General features: G+C 61.9%; 14 protein-coding genes and 1 tRNA gene. 5 read left to right on the top strand and 10 right to left on the bottom strand.

The window, feature by feature from the left end:
* The first annotated feature begins 26 nt into the window (after positions 1-26).
* Positions 27-695 (top strand): LysE family translocator, encoded by a 669-nt coding sequence (locus tag DMP03_RS04085; protein WP_152119521.1) that lies wholly within the window; start codon positions 27-29, stop codon positions 693-695.
* Here DMP03_RS04085 and DMP03_RS04080 read toward each other — a convergent pair.
* Positions 692-1,387: an HD domain-containing protein gene (locus DMP03_RS04080; protein WP_152119423.1), complete on the bottom strand. Its 696-nt coding sequence runs from the start codon at positions 1,385-1,387 to the stop codon at positions 692-694. The two genes, DMP03_RS04085 and DMP03_RS04080, sit on opposite strands and share 4 nt — an antisense overlap.
* On the opposite strand from DMP03_RS04080, the gene DMP03_RS04075 reads away from it, so the two are divergent.
* Positions 1,356-2,222 carry an alanyl-tRNA editing protein gene (locus DMP03_RS04075; protein ID WP_235908468.1) on the top strand — a complete coding sequence of 289 codons (867 nt, stop codon included), beginning with the start codon at positions 1,356-1,358 and terminating at the stop codon, positions 2,220-2,222. The genes DMP03_RS04080 and DMP03_RS04075 overlap by 32 nt on opposite strands.
* Here the strand turns inward: DMP03_RS04075 and DMP03_RS04070 are convergent.
* From DMP03_RS04070 to DMP03_RS04040, 7 genes are all read right to left on the bottom strand, one after another.
* Positions 2,220-2,322, bottom strand: a tRNA-Gln gene (locus DMP03_RS04070). The two genes, DMP03_RS04075 and DMP03_RS04070, sit on opposite strands and share 3 nt — an antisense overlap.
* 42 nt (positions 2,323-2,364) lie before the next feature.
* Positions 2,365-2,811: a metal-dependent transcriptional regulator gene (locus tag DMP03_RS04065; RefSeq protein WP_075936583.1), complete on the bottom strand. Its 447-nt coding sequence runs from the start codon at positions 2,809-2,811 to the stop codon at positions 2,365-2,367.
* Positions 2,808-3,290, bottom strand: a complete 483-nt coding sequence (locus tag DMP03_RS04060; RefSeq protein ID WP_152119519.1) for a ferritin-like domain-containing protein — start codon at positions 3,288-3,290, stop codon at positions 2,808-2,810. The genes DMP03_RS04065 and DMP03_RS04060 overlap by 4 nt, the downstream gene beginning before the upstream one ends.
* Positions 3,291-3,508: 218 nt before the next feature.
* The gene (gene sufD, locus DMP03_RS04055) at positions 3,509-4,726 is read right to left on the bottom strand and encodes a Fe-S cluster assembly protein SufD (protein WP_152119422.1); all 1,218 of its coding nucleotides are present in this window, start codon (positions 4,724-4,726) and stop codon (positions 3,509-3,511) included.
* Positions 4,723-6,153 carry a Fe-S cluster assembly protein SufB gene (sufB, locus tag DMP03_RS04050; RefSeq protein WP_152119421.1) on the bottom strand — a complete coding sequence of 477 codons (1,431 nt, stop codon included), beginning with the start codon at positions 6,151-6,153 and terminating at the stop codon, positions 4,723-4,725. Before sufB ends, sufD begins: the two co-directional genes overlap by 4 nt.
* A 32-nt stretch (positions 6,154-6,185) precedes the next feature.
* Complete coding sequence (gene sufC, locus DMP03_RS04045) at positions 6,186-7,100, bottom strand: Fe-S cluster assembly ATPase SufC (RefSeq protein ID WP_152119420.1); 915 nt, start codon at positions 7,098-7,100, stop codon at positions 6,186-6,188.
* Between the two features lie 103 nt (positions 7,101-7,203).
* Positions 7,204-11,286, bottom strand: coding sequence for a DNA polymerase domain-containing protein (locus DMP03_RS04040; protein WP_152119419.1), 4,083 nt, complete (start codon positions 11,284-11,286; stop codon positions 7,204-7,206).
* Positions 11,287-11,389: 103 nt separating this feature from the next.
* On the opposite strand from DMP03_RS04040, the gene DMP03_RS04035 reads away from it, so the two are divergent.
* Positions 11,390-11,557, top strand: coding sequence for a DUF7331 family protein (locus tag DMP03_RS04035; protein ID WP_172967062.1), 168 nt, complete (start codon positions 11,390-11,392; stop codon positions 11,555-11,557).
* 11 nt (positions 11,558-11,568) lie between these two features.
* Here DMP03_RS04035 and DMP03_RS04030 read toward each other — a convergent pair whose 3' ends face one another.
* Positions 11,569-12,813: an RNA-guided endonuclease InsQ/TnpB family protein gene (locus DMP03_RS04030; RefSeq protein ID WP_152119418.1), complete on the bottom strand. Its 1,245-nt coding sequence runs from the start codon at positions 12,811-12,813 to the stop codon at positions 11,569-11,571.
* 1 nt (position 12,814) lies between these two features.
* Positions 12,815-13,219, bottom strand: coding sequence for an IS200/IS605-like element ISHbo4 family transposase (gene tnpA / locus DMP03_RS04025; RefSeq protein WP_152119417.1), 405 nt, complete (start codon positions 13,217-13,219; stop codon positions 12,815-12,817).
* Between the two features lie 277 nt (positions 13,220-13,496).
* On the opposite strand from tnpA, the gene DMP03_RS04020 reads away from it, so the two are divergent.
* Positions 13,497-13,865, top strand: a complete 369-nt coding sequence (locus DMP03_RS04020) for a DUF7322 domain-containing protein (RefSeq protein WP_152119416.1) — start codon at positions 13,497-13,499, stop codon at positions 13,863-13,865.
* Positions 13,862-14,275, top strand: coding sequence for a DUF7346 family protein (locus tag DMP03_RS04015; RefSeq protein ID WP_152119415.1), 414 nt, complete (start codon positions 13,862-13,864; stop codon positions 14,273-14,275). Before DMP03_RS04020 ends, DMP03_RS04015 begins: the two co-directional genes overlap by 4 nt.

Raw genomic sequence — 14,275 nt, 5'->3', positions numbered from 1 at the left:
CCGCACTATTCGTTCAGGATGCCGTGATAGACGCCGCCGTGTCCCTGCTCGCCGGGATGGTGTTCGGACTCGCACTCGCTGCGCCCCCCGGCCCGATGAACGCAGTCATCGCCGAGGAGGCCGTCGTTCGCGGTCGCCTCGCCGGCGCACGCGCGGGACTCGGCGCTGCGACCGCCGACTTCGTCTTCTTCCTGCTCGCCGTATTCGGTATCGTCACGTTCATCGAGCGGTTCCAGCAGCTTCGGGGAGTGATGGTGCTCGTCGGCGGCTGTCTCATGCTGTATTACGCCTACGGCGCAATCAAGGACGTACAGGACACCTACACCGGTGAGACGACACCCGCAGAGGGCAAGGGGTTTCGGAAGGCGTTCGTCCTCGCGTTGACGAACCCGTACCAGATCGTCTTCTGGCTCACGGTCGGTGTCGGGCTACTCGAACCCGGGCGCACCGACGTACTCGCCGAGGCGTCGGCGTCGCTGGCAGGAGTACTCGTCGTCGAGACGGGGTCGCCCGCACTGCTGGTCGGGCTGTTCGCCGGTATCGGCCTTTGGGTAACAGCGTTTCCGACCGCGCTCGCGGCGGCGAAAGCGCGTATCGACACGCTCGCACCGGCGGTCGCATATCTCTCCGCTGCGGTGCTTGCCGGCTTCGGCTGCTACTTCCTCTATGACGGTGCGACGACGCTCGGCGCTTAGCCGTCAATCGGCGTCTCGATTCGCTCCATCTCAGCGATCTCTGCTTCGAGCCACTCCTTGAACCACCGGACGCGCTTGAGCCGCTGGTGGGCAATCGACTCGGCGGTGTCAGAGACGATGCGCGCGACGGCGTCTTCCCCGCGTTCGAGCACGCGCCCCACCATCTCGTTGGCGTCCATGTGCGTTCGGGCCTCGTACCCCATTCGCAGGAGCATCAACATGGTCCCGTTCGCACCGACCTTGTCGAGCAGGTCGGCCTCCATCAGACACCGAGCCTCCAGTGGCACGTCACGCAAATCGCCCTGAAACGAGTGGTCACGGACGGCCGCACACACCTGGTCGATGAACGAATCGGGGTAGTCTCCGTGTGACTCCAGATACTGGCGTGCGATGTTCGCGCCGACCTCGGCGTGTTCGTCCTGGTCGGCCTCCAGTTTCGCAACGTCGTGGAAGATGGCTGCGACGCGCGTCACGTCTTCGTTCGCGCCCTCCTCTCTGGCGATGTGGCGAGCGATACTCGTCACGTTGCGGATGTGGTTGAACCGGTACTGGGCGGAATGCCACGGGTACCAGCGCATCCGACCGCCTTCCTGTTCGGTCTCGACCGACGCCGCGAGATAATCGTGGACGAACCCGGCCATCTCCTCGAACTCCTCGTCCGTGACGGGGTTTTCCTGTATCTCAACACCCATCGCGGTCACCTCTGGCACGTCGAATAAAGCGGACGATAATCATCTTACCCGTACACAGGCGAGTCCGTCTATTCAGCGTTACGACAGGCTTGATACCCGTCGCGCTCCGTGTTCCGGTGTGACCGACGCACTGTATCTCGATTCCTCGACCGAACGCCGCTTCGAGGCGACCGTCGAACGCAGCCTCGACAGTCGGGTCGTCCTCGACCGGACACACTTCTACCCCGAGGGCGGCGGCCAGCCGGCAGACCGCGGCACGCTCGTGGCCGACGGCCGCGAGTGGACCGTCACCGACGTACAGAAATCCGACACCATCTACCATCACGTCACCGGTGAGCCACCTGCAGAAGGCACGGTCGCCACCGGAACCGTCGACGCCGACCGCCGCGATACTCTGACGCGGTACCACACCGCTCAACACCTCCTCTCGGCGATACTCCTCGATGAGTACGACGCCCCGACCCGCGGGAATCAGATCTACACCGGCTACGCCCGACTCGATGCGGCCTACGACCGGTTCGGTGAGACCGAACTCGCAGACATCGAAGCCCGGATGAACGCTCACGTCGAGGCCGACCGCGACGTTCGGTGGTACACCCTCGACCGCGAGAAAGCCGAGACCGAACTCGACCCCGAGCGCACCCGTATCGAACTCCTCCCGGACTCGATAACCGAGCTCAGAATCGTCGAAATCGCCGGTGAGGGGGGCGTCTTCGACCGCACGGCCTGTGCGGGAACACACGTCGAACAGACCGGTGACATCGGTTCCGTGGTGATTACAGAGCGAGAAAGCGCCGGCGCGGGCGAAGAGCGAATTCGCTTCGAGTTGGAGTAGTCCCGGGCAGATTCGAACTGCCGTCAACGGCTTTCTCCTGTGTCAGTCCACACTGAGCACATCCAAAGGCCGCTATGATTGGCCACTACACCACGGGACTACACGCGGGTCTAGTGGGGGTGGCTACAAGTGGTTTGCCTTCTCAGTCGGCAGCCTCCGAGCTCGGCAGTTCGGATTCGAGCAGCGAGCACATGTCGGCGTCGGCGTCGAAGCAGTCGGGACACTGCTCGGCGCGGTCGATAATCGTATCGAGGCGGTCGGCGACCGTGTCGTCGATGACCGATTCGAGCTGTTTGGCCTCGCCGCGGAAGGCATCTTCCTCGACTTCGAGCACCTCGACGAGGAACCGCTCGATGATACAGTAAGTTTCGAGGGCTTCCCGCGCTCGCATGATGCCCTCGTCGGTGAGCGAGACCCCCTTGTATTTCTCGTGGTCTGCGAGCCCGCGCTCTTGTAGTTTGCCGATCATCTCGTTTGCGCTGGCCGGCGACACGTCGACGGTGTCGGCAATCGCGCCCGTTGAGGCCGGGCCGTCGGTCGCTTCCTGAATCAGGTACACCGCTTTCAGATACTGTCGCTGTGTGTTCATCGTGTCTCCATCAGTTGGGTCACGTCTTCGACGCCGGCTTTCTCGTCTGCGCGAATCTCTCGGAGCGTGTCGAGCAGTTCCCCGCGCTCGACAGTGAGGTCCACGCTCGACCCCTCGATTGCCTCGATGAGGTCGTCATAGAACTTGTAGGCGGTCTCCTCGTTGGCGAGCTGGTCGTACAACACGCCGTCGGTGTCGGTGTCCGACTCGTAGCGGGCCGCAACGAGCTGCTCGATCTCCTCGTAGGCGACGGGGTTGGCATCGAGCGCGTCGATGAGCGCTTCGAGTTCCCCTCGGTGGCGTGCCGACTCGGTCGCCGCGTGTTCGAGTAGCGTCTCGATTTCTTCGTCGCGCTCGGCGGCGGGGAGCGTCTCGTAGTGTTTGCCAGCCCGCGCCTCGATGACTTCCTCGAGCACCATTCCGATCTGGAGGAGCCGAGCGAGTTGGTGGTCGTTGGCGACCGGATAGGAGAGACTCACCGTCGTCCCCTCCGCCGGCTGCTCGCCCACGACGACGATACCTCGTACATATTGTCAGGTGAGGGAGGAGCCATAATAAGCCCTTGCACCTGTACAGCGACCCCGCGAGAATCGATAGCACCGGTCGCTGGGAGGGGAGAAGATACTGAAACGCTGCGGGCTCACTCGCGGGTCACGAGCCGTCGTGGGAGCGAACTCCCACGAGCCGTCGAACGCCGCTAATCGCGGGCTTCGAGACGTTCGCGGACGAGCGCCTGGAAGTCCTCGCGCAGCTCGTCGACCTCGATTTCCTCGAGGACGGGGACATAGAACCCCTTGACGAGCATGTTCTTGGCCGTGCGTTCCGGCACAGCACGCGAGGCCATGTAGAACATATCCTCGTCGTCCACCTGTCCCACCGTCGCGGAGTGGGAGGCTTCGGTGTCGTGGTTGTTGATGATGAGCTTCGGAGACGCGTCGGCCTCGCTCTCGTCCGAGAGCATGAGCGTGTTCTCCCGCTGGTACGAGGAGGTGTTCCACGCGTCTCGACCCACGTCCTGGACCCCCTCGTAGACGGAGCGTGCCAGATCGTCGATGACGCCTCGCGTCACGAGGTCGGCCGTCGTGTTCTCGTTGCGGTGCCAGACCCGGGCGTCGATGTCGAAGTGCTGGTCCTCGTGGCCGTAGAAGGCTCCGACGATTTTCGTCTCGGAGCTGTCGCCCTCGAGGTGCGTCTCGACGCTCGACTTCGAGAGCCGAGAGCCGGCGTTACAGTCGATGAAGTCCACCTGACCGTAGGTGTCTGCGACGCCCTCTTTCAGCTGGTAGTTGTACGTCGTCTGGTCGAGGTTCTGAAGCGAGCCGTACTGGACGTACGCGTTCTCGCCCGCCGACACCTCGACGAGCCCGCTGTAGTAGCGGTCGCCCTCCACATTCTCGCCGGTCTCTTGTCGTTCGAGCAGCGTCACCGACGACGACTCCTCGGCGACGACGAGCGTGTAGTTGAACAGCGAGCGGCTGTTCATCGTCGTGCGGACCTTCACGTCCTCCGCGTCGACCTTCTCGGGAACGTAGACGACGGTCCCAGTCGAGAACAGCGCTGTCGACAGCGCCGTCAGGTAGTTCGTCTGCGGGTCGACGACGGAGCCGAAGTGTTCCTTGAGGAGATCCTCGTGCTCGTCGACGGCCTCGGCGAACGACAGCACCTCGGCGTTGTCGGGACCGACCTGGTCCTTCTCCTCGGCCGCGTTGAGCGGATCGACGAGCGAGTCGTAATCGAGGTCGGCGATATCGGTCCACAGCCGACCCGGCGTCTGGATGACATCCGGGAAATCCAGCGTTTCGAGCGCGTCGAGCGCGTCGAGTCGCGTCTCCAGTAGCCACTCCGGCTCGCCGAGCTCCTCGGAGAGCTGGCGGACGGTCGTCTCGTCGATAGACGCGTGTACCTGCGTGCTCATCCGAGCGAGCCCTCCATCTCGAGTTCGATGAGTCGGTTCAGCTCGACGGCGTACTCGATGGGCAGTTCCTCCGTGATCGGCTCGATGAAGCCGGCGACGATCATCTGCTTTGCGTCGTCGTCGTCCAGACCACGCGACTGCAGGTAGAACACGTCCTCGTCGCCGATCTTCCCGACCGTCGCCTCGTGGGCCACGTCGACCTTCGACTCCTGAATCTCCATGTACGGCATCGTGTCCGACGTACTCTCGTTGTCGAACATCAGGGCGTCACACTCGACGGACGTGGAGGAGTTCTCGGCGCCGTCTGCGATGTGGACGAGCCCGCGGTAGTTCGTTCGACCGCCGTCCTTCGAGATGGATTTGGACTCGATGGTCGACTTCGTGTCAGGCGCGTTGTGGTACACCTTCGCGCCGGTGTCGATGTTCTGGCCCTCGCCAGCGAAGGCGATGGTGATGTGGTTGTCCGTCGCGCCCGGTCCCTTCAGCACGGAAGAGGGGTACAACATCGTCGCCTTCGACCCCATGGAGCCGGACACCCACTCCATCGTGCCGTCCTTCTCGACGATGGCGCGCTTGGTGTTGAGATTGTACGTGTTCTTCGACCAGTTTTGGACCGTGGAGTACTGGACGTGTGCGCCCTCGCCGACGAACACCTCGACGCCGCCGGAGTGGAGGTTGAAGTGACTGTATTTGGGAGCCGAACAGCCCTCGATATAGTGCACTTCGGAGTTCTCCTCGGCGATGATGAGCGTGTGCTCGAACTGACCCATCCCCTCGGAGTTCATGCGGAAGTACGCCTGAATCGGCATCTGAACCGTCACGTCTTCCGGGACGTAGACGAACGAGCCGCCCGACCAGATCGCGCCGTGGAGCGCGGCGAACTTGTTGTCGCTGGCGGGGACGTTCTTCGTCATGAAGTACTCCTTGACGAGCTCTTCGTGCTCCTGGACGGCCTTGTCCATGTCACAGAAGATGACGCCCTTCTCCTCCCACTGCTCTTGCATGTTCTGGTACACAATCTCGGACTCGTACTGTGCACCGACACCGGAGAGGGCGTTACGCTCTGCTTCCGGGATGCCGAGCTTGTCGAAGGTGTCTCGAATCTCCTCCGGGAGGTCGTCCCATTCTTCCGCGCCGCCGCGCGTCTCGATGTCGGGGCGGATGTACGGGACGATGTCGGCGATGTCGACCTCGGACAGGTCCGGCTGACCGGGCCAGTCGGTCGGCATCGGCATCTGCTGGAACTGCTTGAGGGCGCGGAGCCGACGCTCCAGCATCCACTCGGGTTCGTCTTTGTCGTCCGAGATGACGCGAATCGTCTCCTCGGTCAGCCCCTTCTCCGTCTTGAAGGCGGACGATTCCTCCTTCTTGAACTCGAAGCGGGCTTCGGTCTCGGTCTCTTTGAGGTGGTCTTGATCTGAACTCATTGTTTGATGTTAGTGGTGGATACGTATGTGCGTTAGGCCGTCTCGTACACTTCCTCGCGGACCCAGTCGTATCCCTTCTCTTCTAGCTCCTTTGCGAGCTCCGCGTCGCCTTCCTTCACGACCTTCCCGTCGAGCATGATGTGGACGTAATCCGGCTCGATGTAATCGAGGATGCGCTGGTAGTGGGTGATCTGGAGGACGCCCGTGCCGACCTCGTCGCGCAGGGCGTTGATGCCGTTCGCCACGTCCTGCAGCCGGTCGATGTCCAGCCCGGAGTCGATCTCGTCAAGCACCGCGATAGACGGTTCGAGGATGGCCGCCTGCAGCACCTCGTTTTGTTTCTTCTCGCCGCCGGAGAAGCCGGCGTTGAGATATCGCTGTGCGAACTTCTCGTCCATATCGAGCAGCTCCATCTTCTCCTGAAGGAGCTGCTGGAACTCGGCGACGCCGACCTCGCCCTCGTCCACGTCGCCCTCCATCGGTGACGTGTCGTAGCCCGCCTCCTCTTCTTGTTCTTCGCCGTCGTCGTCCTCCTCGAACAGCTCCTCGCGCTCTTCGATCTTCGCGTTGAGGGCCGTTCGCAGGAAGTTCACCATCGTCACGCCCTCGATTTCGGCGGGATACTGGAAGGCGAGGAAGATACCGAGCGCGGCGCGCTCGTTCGGCTCGAGCTCGAGCAGGTCCCATGTCAGGTCCTCCTCGTCGATTTCGATGTCGTCGTCCTCGAACTCCGCCTCGTCGAGGTGGAGCAGCACTTCACCCTCGGTGACGCGATACGCCGGGTGGCCGGCGACGATTTTGGCCGTCGTGGACTTTCCCGAGCCGTTCGGCCCCATGAGCGCATGGATCTCGCCGGAGGACACTTCTAGGTCGACGCCGCGAAGGATGGTCTCGCCACCCTCCTCGGCCACCTCTGCGTGGAGGTTGTTGAGTTCGAGTGTTGCCATTGGTAGAACAATAGCAAAGAGGGGAGAGACGCGGTTAATGCTTACGGGTGCGACCGACGATATTTCGGCTTCAAAAACTTTGTTTCGGGTTTCAAAAAACTGCTCACATGAAACTGCTGAGTCCAGTTTGTTCTTGGCCATCTCTGACCTCCTCCCACGAGACGTCGAGCGACTCCAAAATCCGCTCGATAGGCCCGCGAAGCGTCTTCTCTAGCATCTTGTCCCAGTCGACTTCGAACGTGTCGGGGATTTCGTCGGCGTACTCGAAGCAGATTACGTCGGGGTCGCGCTTGAACTCTCCGTACAGCGGGTCCCGCTGTGGATCGAGCCCGAGTTCGTCCTCGGCGTACGCCCAGAAGTCCGGGTGCACCTTCTTGAGATACAGTCGCTTCGGCTTCGAGCCGCGCTGGAAGTTGGTTCCCAACAGGAGGTTCGCGTACTTCGCACCGCGCACGTGGGCGGTGTCCGTGTCGTAGGCGTCGAGTTTCTTCCCGATACCGCCCGGGATGCCGATGTCGTCCAACGGCCGTTCGCCCTTCTGGAACTCCTCGATGGTGTCGTGGACGTACTCCTCGACGCCCTCCACGTCGCCCTCGGTGACGATCATGTCGAGCACGTTCTTCTGGACCTCCTTCGTCACCGGCGCGATGTCGGACCGCTTGTACTCGAAGCCGGTGATGTCGATGTCGTCGACGTTCTTCCCCTCCTTCCAGATGATGTGGCCGGCGTAGCGTTTCTTCTTGCCAGCCTGGAAGAACCGCCGGTACAGCTTCTCGAACTCGATTTGGAACCGGTGAAACTCCGCGTTGAGCTGTTCGAGGGCGAACTCATCGTACGATTCGTTGATAGCCGTTTCAAGCTCGAATCCCTTCTGTATCGTCGCAGCAACGGTCTCCAACTCCTGTTCGTCCATTTCGGGATGTTTTGCCCGCATTTCGTCCGTGATGGCCACATCCCCGTCGACATCGTCCGGCGAGATGTCCCCAAGCTGTAGCATAACCGAATCGGTGTCACCGTAGGCAACCTCATACCCTTGATTCTGGACGACTTCGTCGGTGTACTCGATGACCTCTCGACCCGTCGCGGTGACGGCTGCACCCATCTCCTTGTCGTACAGACGGAATCGATCCCAGCCAAGGACACCGTACAGCGATTGGCCGACGAACTGGAACGTCCCGTTTCGTCCAGCAAGCAGCGTGTGATTGTCTTTGACCGTAACGCAGTATGCACCATCGGTTGCGGTACTCGTTCCGCCGGAGCGGTGCATTCTGACGCTGTTCTTCGCGTTTTCGGTGCAATAGATTCGCCACGACCCACTGTCGTGGTTGTAGTTCGCTGTTAGCCCGAGATGTGCACAGAGCCGGAGCACATCGTCGCGGAGATGCTCACTCGAAGTCGTGTACCGCCAGCTGTTCTGCTGTCTGTCTCCGTCACCCGCGACCAGCGTATCGAGAAACGCACGCTTTTGATCGTGACAGAGGTCAAAGACGAAGTCGGGAATCTGCTTCTCGAAGCTGTTTTCACCAGCGATGGTTTCGAACCACTGACCAAGCAGTTGTGAAGTAAACTGATACCCGCTTCCATCAACGTAGTAGTCGAACCCCATTCGGTCGAGTAGCCTGCCGATTTTGGCGTGGTCACCAGTAGCCGTTTCGGCCACAGTTCCACCGTCGGGGAGTGCATTCTGTGCAATCTGTACTGTCGTCGCTGACCCGCGAAGTTGCTCGCCAAACTGTTTCTCCTCGGAGGTGCACACCGATCCTTCGGTGATATACCACGCCAGCAGTTCGAGGAAGTCATCGCCGTCGTAGAACCGTGGAACCCACTTGCGGCCGCGCTCGGCGTGGACGTAGAAGTTCGAGCAGTGGTCGTCGAGATACTCTCGATGGCGTTGGAACTCCTCGGCAGAGAACACGTATCCGGTCGTATTCTCGTCGGCTTTGTGTATCTTCTCCGGATAGTAACCGAGCTCGCTCGCAAGCGTATGGCCGTGGATATCATTGTCCGCCCAAACTTCGTAGCCGCCGTCGAGTTGCTCGGTCAGGTCAACGGTGCCAACTCGGTCTCCGTCAGGACCCGTCCAACCGTGGGGAAGCTCGTAATGTGAACTCTCGTTCAGTTCACCGGCCTCGACGAAGCGGAAATCGTCCCACGACGCGCCGTTTTTGTCGTCCTTCCGGACGAGCATTCGGTGGTTCGGCGTGACGCTGAAGTCGATTTTACTCGTCTCGATATCGACCATCTCTCCGCGGTAGTCAGGGTACTCCTGTGTATCAACGACAGGCTTCACCTCCATCTCCATTGTCTCCGGGTCGAGAGAGTATACCTCGTCCCCGATTTTGAGGTCCCGAATATTCTGGATACCATTCGGAGTGAGCACATCCGTATCCGACGCAAAGCAGTTCATGATGACCTTCACGGCGGCCTGCTGTGAGTCGTAGCGCTTGTACTCGGCGTCCTCGGGGTCGTACTCGTCGCGGGCGGCCTTCTTGTTCTCGCGTTCGGTCAACAGCTCGTCGACCATCTCCCGGATGATGCCGTCCGGCTCCTTCCGGAAGTGGGTCCCGTTGGGGGCGCGGTAGGTCTCGCCGTCGTACTCCGCGGGGTCGATCTTCGTCTCGGGGCTCGCGTTCGTCGTCACCATGCACATCGGGTACAGCGACTTCAGGTCCAGCACGGTGACGTTCTCTCGAATCCCCGAAATCGGGTCGAACACCGCACCGCCCTCGTAATCCTCGGACTCGACGGTCCCCTTCGACGGGAGCGCGAAGTCGCCGTGGACCTTATGCAGGATGTAGAGGTCCACCGCGTCGCCGGGCGTCGTCGCGTCCTCCAACTTACAGCCGACGAACGTCGCCACCTCGCTCCAGAAGGAGATGAGGTCGACCTTCTCGTCGATTTCGACACACAGCTCCACGTCCCGGAGGTTGTACTCCAGCAGGCGCTTGGGGTCTTGTTCCCAGAGGTCGCCGATGTCGCCGGTGTAACGTTCCTTCCCGACGCCGAGTTCCTGTTCGGCGACGGCGTCCAGCCGGTAGGAGTCGAGTTCGGAGTACTGCCGGCGCTCGTACGCATAGAGCAGATCGAAGACGACCCGGCCCTTGATGTTCGGGCCGCCCCACCCGGAGTCCCACACCTCGTCCACGCGAGAGAGCAGGTCCGACTCCAGGCCGAGTTCCTCCAGCCGGGCGACATAGTAGGGGGCGTCGAAGTCGTCGAAGTTCCACCCCGTCAACACGTCGGGGTCGGTCTCCGTGAGGTAGTCGAGGTAATCCTCGTGCATCTCTTCCTCGGTGTCGAACACCCGGAGGTCGATGTCGGTCTCGCCCTCGAGGAAGTCGAACTCGAGGGCTTCGGGCGCGGGGACAGTCGCGTCGGGCGCGTCGTAGAGCCACGCGACGTACTCACCGCGGTAGGAGTCGTGGCTCGTCATACAGATGATCTTCTCCTCGCCGTCTTCCGGGAAGCCAGCCCGGTCGTCGACCTCGATATCGAGGGTGTGGACGCGCGGGTCGACGCTCAGGTCCGTCGGGATAATCTGCTCGTGGTGGACTTTGACGCTCCCGTCCTCGGCACGCTGGTCGGGCACCCGAACGCCGGCGGTGATGTCCTTGTCGATGAGCAGTCGGTTCGGAAAGAGGATGTCGGCCTCGTAGTGGTCGAATCGGTCACGGAGCTGGCCCACGTCACGGGGCGTCTGCCCGAACACCTTCACCAGTTCCTGGCCGCGGATGGAACTGTAGACGACGACCTCGTCGGTCTCCGGGTCGTCGAGCGAGGGGTCGCGTTGACCCCTCGTCTCGAGACCGACGATGCGTTCTTCCATCAGGCGGTCGTCCTCGAAGTCCGCTTCGCGGAGGTCACGCTCCTCGTCGGCAGCCTCGTAGTCGAGGTCGTCGATCGGCGTGTAGAAGTACGGCTGGAAGTCGAAGACGCGGATGTGTTCGGCTTCGTCGTCGGCGGTGCGACCGAAGACGTGGAGCACGGGGTACTCGTCGTCGCCGAACCCCTCGACGGTGTAATCCACCTGCGTGACGCTCACCTCGACGACGCCGTCGGCGTCGGGAAACTGGTACTCCGACAGGTCGACCAGTTCGCCGACCTCGTCGCCCTCGGTGACGTGACGGGCCTCCTCGACCTCCTCGCCGCCGCCGAAATCAGCGAGCGTCGTCCCGGTAGAACTCATTGTGAGCGGTTGCCCCTCCGCCCCACTAAATACATCGGTGGGGACCGGACGTGAATCACCGTGGCCGGAAAGCATATACCATGTCATGGTCTACCACAGATTGATGACCGAACTGCCGACCACGACGGACGCGGCGGAGCCGACCCCAGAACCGACGGACCTCACCGTCGAGGCCTACGAGACGGAAGGCGGGGTCGTCTTCTACGACGCGGCGGAGCCGGCGGCGTGGCTCCAAGCGGACGAGACACTCGACCTCGAGGAGATGCTGTGAACTACCCCACCCTACTCACTCACGGCTGACGCCGTTCGCTCCTTGAGGCAGGGGCTTCCTGCTTCGACGACGCGCTTTGCAGACACCGAATTGGTGTCCGTAGGGAGCGCAGTCTCCACAGGCGTTGATTCGGAGTGTCCCACTCCTACATCTTCGAGGCCGCGAGAACGGATATTCAACGCCGCGTTTGCGTCCCTGTCCGCCTCAAACCCGCAGGCTGGACAAGAGTGGTCACGCACCCACAACGGCTTGTCGGTCGAAACACCACACGACGCGCACTCCTTGGTCGTTCCTCTCGGGTTGACTGCCACGAAGTGCGTTCCCTCTCGCTCACACTTGTATTCGAGCAGCGAGAGGAACGTTCGCCACGCGGCAGACGCCGTGTTGCGGCTGTTCGATGGCGACTCCATCATCTCCTTCACGTTCAGGTCCTCGACCGCAACGAGGTCGTACTCTCGTGCGTAGTACGCCGAGAGTTTGTGCAAGAAGTCACGGCGCTTGCGTCGGAGGTCGGCGTGACACTCTGCAACTCGTCGCCGTTGCTTCTCGTAGTTGTTCGACCCGTGTTGTTTCCGCGAGAGTTTCCGTTGCTCGCGTTCTAACCACTCGCGTTCGTCCGAGAGGTCGAGCGACTCGACCGCAGTGCCGTCGGTGTCGTGGGCGTACTTCAGGATTCCCACGTCGATACCGACGCACGTCTCGGGATTTTCGGGCGGTTCGGGCGGTTCTCGGTCCATTTGGACGCCAAACGTGGCGAACCACTCGCCCGTCGGCTCCTTCTTGAGCGTGACCTGTTTCACGGTGGCGTCGTCGGGGATGGCGCGGTGGAGCCGAATCGGGATGTCCGCGAGTTTCGAGAGTGACAGGACAGTCTGACCGCCCTTCTTGTCGAGGTTGAAGCCAGACTGACTGTACGTGAAACTGCGGAACTCCCGTGGCGGCTTCCACTTGAGTTGACCAACACTATGACCGTTCTCCTTGAGTTTGGAGAGTCCGTTGAGGTTGTCGAACAGCCGTTCGACGACGGTTTGGAGAACTTTCGAGTACACGTCGGAGAGGTCGTCCCACCATTTCTTAAGATCGGGAAGTTCCGACCGTAGCGTGGTCATGGACGGCAGTTCGCCGTGTTCGTCTTGGAACTCGTTAAGCCGGTAGAGCGCGTGGTTGTAGAGTTGCCGACAAATGTCTCGGTGGCGGTCCAACTCCTCGCGGTGGGCGTCGGACGGCTTGAGACGGTACTTGTAGGTGTAGTACATTCTACTCGCGTTGGTCCTCTACGTACTGTTTCAGCACATCCAGCGACACCTGCCCCGTCGAGATAAGACAGTACGAGTCGTTCCAGAACGAGTCGCCCCACAGTTCGGTCTTGAGTTCGTCCGCGTACTCGTTTCGGATACGGCGGGCGGTCGCGCCCTTGGCCGTGTTGATGAACTTCACGAGGTCTGTGGTGGGTTTCGCTCGGAACAGGATGTGTACGTGGTCGTCCTCTCCGTCGAGGTTCGTCAGTTCGACGCCGTAGTTGTCCGTGAACCCGCTGATGACCTCGTGAATGAATTGGGTTCGCTCCTCGGTTAGCACTCCGCGCCGATACTTCGTGGTGAGTATCAGGTGGTAGTGCAGGGAATACGTCGAGTGCGCTCCCGAATTGAGGTCGTACTCCATTGGGTTCAGTCAATACTACGCTACCCTACTGAAAAAAAAACGTTGTGATTGCGTGGGCCTGTGGGCCTGCCACCGAATCGTGTATGAGAACTGTGCGGCGTTAACGAGACGCTTTGCGTCTCGTCCGCGCACGAGAGCAAAGCTCTCGTGAACGCTGTATCCCCTTCCTGCTCGCGCCTCCCGTTCGGTCGGCGCTCGCTGAGGAAGGGGGCTTAGCGCCTACTTTCAGCTAAGCCCGACGGCCAGCTTTTTCGGCCTCGGAGACCTCCATCAGGTAGTGAGCGACGAGCGCGACGCTATCGAACAGCGGATGGAGGATTTCGCCGACTCCGACGGGACGGAACACGAACCAGAGGAGTTCGACCCCGCCAGTCTCGGCCCCGACATCCCGTCCATCGAGACCGGTGAGTCCGCTGGAGCGAGCGCCGACGCCGACGAAATGGCCGCCGACGTTGACGAGGAGTTGGCCCGCGGCTTCTTCTCGGCCGTGCTCCTCGCGAATCTCGGCCTGTTCGCGCTCGCGCTGGGTGCACTGCTCGCGTACTTCCGTGGTCAGTACACCCTCGGCGGCGGCGCGATGCTCGTCGGCACCGTCGCGCTCGTTCGCACCTACTGGCTCGTCCGGAAGCACGGGGGGAGCGGATGAGAGCAGTCGAACACGAGGGGAAGCGGTATCTGCTCCTCACGAAGTCCGGCGACTCCTCGCGCGTCCGCGACCCGGAAACCGGCGACCAGCGGTACGTCCCGACCGAGGAGCTGACGATGCTCGACGCCGACCCGCTGGAGACGGCCGCGAGTGCAGTTCCCGGGCCGGTGCGTCGACTCGTCCGGGCTGCCCACGACGACCAGATGCTCGGCCTCGTGCTCGAACTCCGGGCGGAACCCCGTCCGGCTTGCGAGCTGATGGACGCCTACTCGCTGTGTGAGTCGGACGCGCTCGGACTCGTCACGGAACTCCGGGCGGCGGGGCTGGTCGAGGAGACGACCGTCGCCGGCGAGCGAGGGTATCAACTCACCGAGACGGGCGAGCAGGCCGTCGAGACGCTGCTCGGGTAG

Origin of the sequence: Halosegnis rubeus (assembly GCF_009184545.1) — an archaeon.
GTDB lineage: Archaea > Halobacteriota > Halobacteria > Halobacteriales > Haloarculaceae > Halosegnis > Halosegnis rubeus.
This window is presented reverse-complemented; position numbering and strand designations above follow the sequence as displayed.